This window comes from Desulfovibrio sp. (assembly GCF_041907885.1).
Taxonomy (GTDB): Bacteria; Desulfobacterota; Desulfovibrionia; order Desulfovibrionales; family Desulfovibrionaceae; genus Desulfovibrio.
The window spans coordinates 31061-34579 of the sequence record NZ_JAYRGM010000023.1 but is presented as its reverse complement, the minus strand read 5'-3'; the positions used below and the strand labels follow the sequence as shown (position 1 = coordinate 34579).

The window sequence follows — 3519 nt, the reverse complement described above, 5'->3', positions numbered from 1 at the left end:
AGTGCCCTGACAAACTCCATATCAGGTTTGATTGAACATTGTGCCATTGCTGCCTTCCTCCTACATGCCCTTGAACGGGTTGGGGCCCATGGCCATGATACGGTCAACGAAGCCGTCGATCAGGTCGGGAACCTTGTCGTATTCGTCAATGGCCACTTCAAGCTGTTCCACACGTTCGGGCTGCACGCCAAGGCGGTTGAGCGTCTCGGCGATGTTTTCCTTACGGCGGGCGCAGATTTCAGAGCCCTTCACAAAGTGGCACTGGTAGTCGTCGCCATATTTGCAGCCCAGCAGCATAACGCCGTCATAGCCCTTGCTCATGGCGTCAGACACCCAGATGGCGTTGACCGAGCCAAGGCAGCGCACCGGAATGATGCGGCAGTAGGGGCTCCAGGGCTTGTTGCGCGCCCCGGCCATATCAAGGGCAGGGTATGCGTCGTTTTCGCAGGCCAGAATCAGCACGCGGGGACCATCGGCCTTGAAGTCCTTGGGAACCTGAACTTCGCGGATCATGGAGCCGATCTGGTCGATATTGTAGTTGGCGAAGGAGATGACGCGTTCCGGGCAAGCGCCGAAACAGGTGCCGCAACGGCGGCAACGCGCCGGATTGGGCTTGGGCGTTCCCTTTTCGTCGTCGTCCAGAGCGCCGAAGGGGCATTCTTCCGTGCAGCGCTTGCACTGGGTGCAACGCACAAAGTTGAACACGGGGTAGGAAAGGTCGCCCGAACGGGGATGCACAGCCACACCGTGGCTGGCAGCCTCAATGCACTGCATGGCCTTGAGCACAGCGCCCTTGGCGTCTTCTTCGCAGGCATCCATGGTCAGGGGCTGACGCACGCAACCCGCAGCGTACACGCCGGTGCGGCGCGTTTCGTAGGGGAAGCAGATGTAGTTGGAATCTGCAAAACCATCAAACAGGTTCAGATCCGGGAAGTCCGGGCCCTGGCGATAGTCAAAGCAGACAGTCACGTCTTTGGCCGTGGTGGGCACAAGGCCCGTGGGCACAACAACCAGGTCAACGTCGAGATCAAAATCCATACCCAGCAGGGTATTTTTGCAGCTCACAACCATGTGGTCGCCAGCTTCGCGGATGTCGGTCACGTCGGCCTTGGTCATCATGACGCCCAGGCGGTCCTGCATCTTCTTGTAGAAGCGTTCCAGAATGCCGGGAACCGTCATGTCCTTGTAGAGGATAAAGGTCTGGCAGGCATCGTTGGATTTTTCGCAAACCGTGTTGGCAAGGCGCAGCATGCCCACGCTGTTGACAGCGTTGGAGTAGGCCACATGGCGGAAGCTTTCGAGATTTGCTTTCACAAAACCCTTTTCTTCGCCCTCGGCAGGCTTGGCGGCTTCTTCCGCAGGGGCGGCTTCAGCTTCTTCAGCTGCCTTTTTAACAGCTTCTTCGGCCATGGTGGTGTCGAGCACAAAGGCGATGCGGCGGGCGCTCACCTGATCGGCTACCAGCATTTTGCCAAAGGTGGCGGCGTCCACAACCTTGGTGCTCTGCCCAAGGCCCATGGCGGCAAGGTACTTCTGATCAAGCGGAACCCAACCGGTCGCCAGCACCACAGCGCCCACTTCAATGGTCTGCGTGCCTGCGGGGGTGACAAAGGTGGCCTTGAACTCGCCGGGCTGGCCTTCCAGCTTTTCCATGCGGGTGTTCATGTGTACGGCAATCTTGCTGTTGCCGAGCACCTTGCTGATCTTGTCGGCCACGTTGGTGGGCTGCTTGTCAGTCCAGGGCGAAGCAAGGGGCGAACCCATGGGAATGTTGTTGGCCGCGCCGCCGAGCTTGTCGGCCTTTTCAACGAGGACAACATCATAGCCGGTTTCGGCGGCTTCAGCGGCAGCCGTAAGACCCGTCCAGCCGCCACCGATAACCAGTACGCGCTGCACGCCGGTAACGGCGGCAGAATCGGGCACTTCGCTCTTCTGCAGTTTGACAACGCCCATGTTCACGTAGTCGCGGGCCATGAGCGCCAGAAGTTCCGGCGCGCCGTTGGCTGTGTCCACAGGGGTTTTGTCAGGATTTTTATAAGCCTGCACACACTGTTCGCGCAGGTTCACATGTTCCACCTGCACGGGCAGGCGGTAGATTTCCGAATCAACGCGCGGTGAAGCGCCGCACAGCAGTACGCCGTCCAGCTCTTGCGCTTCGATGTCGGCCTTGATCTCGCTCACGGCCAGGGCCAGCACAGGAACAACCTTGACCACGGGCACAAGACCGCCCCACTTCTGGCTCGTCTGTTCGGCCAGAGCGGTCAGATCAAGCCCGCCGCCAATGTTTTGCTGGTCAAAATAGACGCCAATTTTACCCGACATGCCGCCTACCTCCCTTTCACCGTTTGAACCGCCTTCAGGGCGGCGGCTGTGCCAGACTGCGCAGAGCGCATCACGTCAAGGGGCATGCGCGCGCAGCCAGCGGCGAAAATGCCAGCCTCATCTCCACCCGCAATAAAGCCGTCTTCATCAAGCGGCAGGGGCAGGGGCGCATTTTCACCAGACAGCGAGGGCTGCATGCCCGTGGCCAGCACAACAAGATCATAATCAAGGGTCATCTTTTCGCCGCGCACGGCGTCTTCAGCCGTGATGCGCACGCGGTTGCCCTCGGCCTGTTCGGCATTGGCAACCTTGCCCTTGACAAACTTGACATTGGGCAGCGCCTTGACCTTTTCGAGCACCTTAACATAGCGGCCCGGAGCGCGCAGGTCGATGTAGTACACCGTGATCTGCGTGTCGGGGTTCTGCTCTGCAATGTACAGGCACTGCTTGAGAGTGGCCATACAGCAGATGTAAGAGCAGTAGTTCAGGTGGTTCTGGTCGCGCGAACCCGCACACTGCACAAAGGCAACACTGTGCGGAGCCCTGCCATCGGTGGGACGCACAATGCGGCCACCGGTGGGACCAAAGGGCGAGGCAAGGCGTTCAAGCTGCATGTTGGACACGCAGTTCTTGACGCTGCCAGCGCCGAGGTTGGTCAACCGGGTAACATCGTAGGGCTTCCAGCCTGTGGCAACAACAACCGCGCCCACGTTGAGATCAATCTCGCGCTGCGGTTCGTTGACATCCAGGAATTGGGCCCCGGCAACCCGCGCGCTGTCAGACTTGGAGAGCGCGTCGAGGTCGAGGGTGTAGCGGCTGGGGAAGGCGAAAGGCATATCCTTGTGCAGGGCCTTGCGCGTAGCAAGACCAAGCTCGAATTCGCTTTCCACTTCTCCGGTCAGGCTGGAGGCAAGCAGGCTGAAATCAACGTTGTGCGGGGCGGTATGGCGGGGGCTGATGCGCACCTTTACCTTGTAGTCGCCCTTGACACCCATGAACCCGACCACTTCGGCCTGCGTAAAAAATTTGATGCGCGGGTTCTTCCTGATGCGCTGGAACTGGATTTCCAGACCGCAGGAGGGGGGACAAAGTTTGGGGAAATATTTATTGAGCTGAGCCACGCGCCCACCAAGCCAGGGCGACTTTTCGACGATAAAGACGTCGTGGCCCAGTTCCGCCGCTTCAATGGCGGCTGTG

General features: G+C 59.5%; 2 protein-coding genes. Both read right to left on the bottom strand.

Going from position 1 to position 3519, the window contains the following annotated elements:
- Positions 1 to 60: 60 nt before the first annotated feature.
- On the bottom strand, positions 61 to 2322 hold the full coding sequence (locus tag ACE3NW_RS10810) for an FAD-dependent oxidoreductase (RefSeq protein ID WP_374283256.1): 2262 nt from the start codon (positions 2320 to 2322) through the stop codon (positions 61 to 63).
- 5 nt (positions 2323 to 2327) lie between these two features.
- A partial coding sequence (locus tag ACE3NW_RS10805; RefSeq protein WP_374283254.1) for a heterodisulfide reductase subunit A occupies positions 2328 to 3519 on the bottom strand: 1192 nt, incomplete at its 5' end.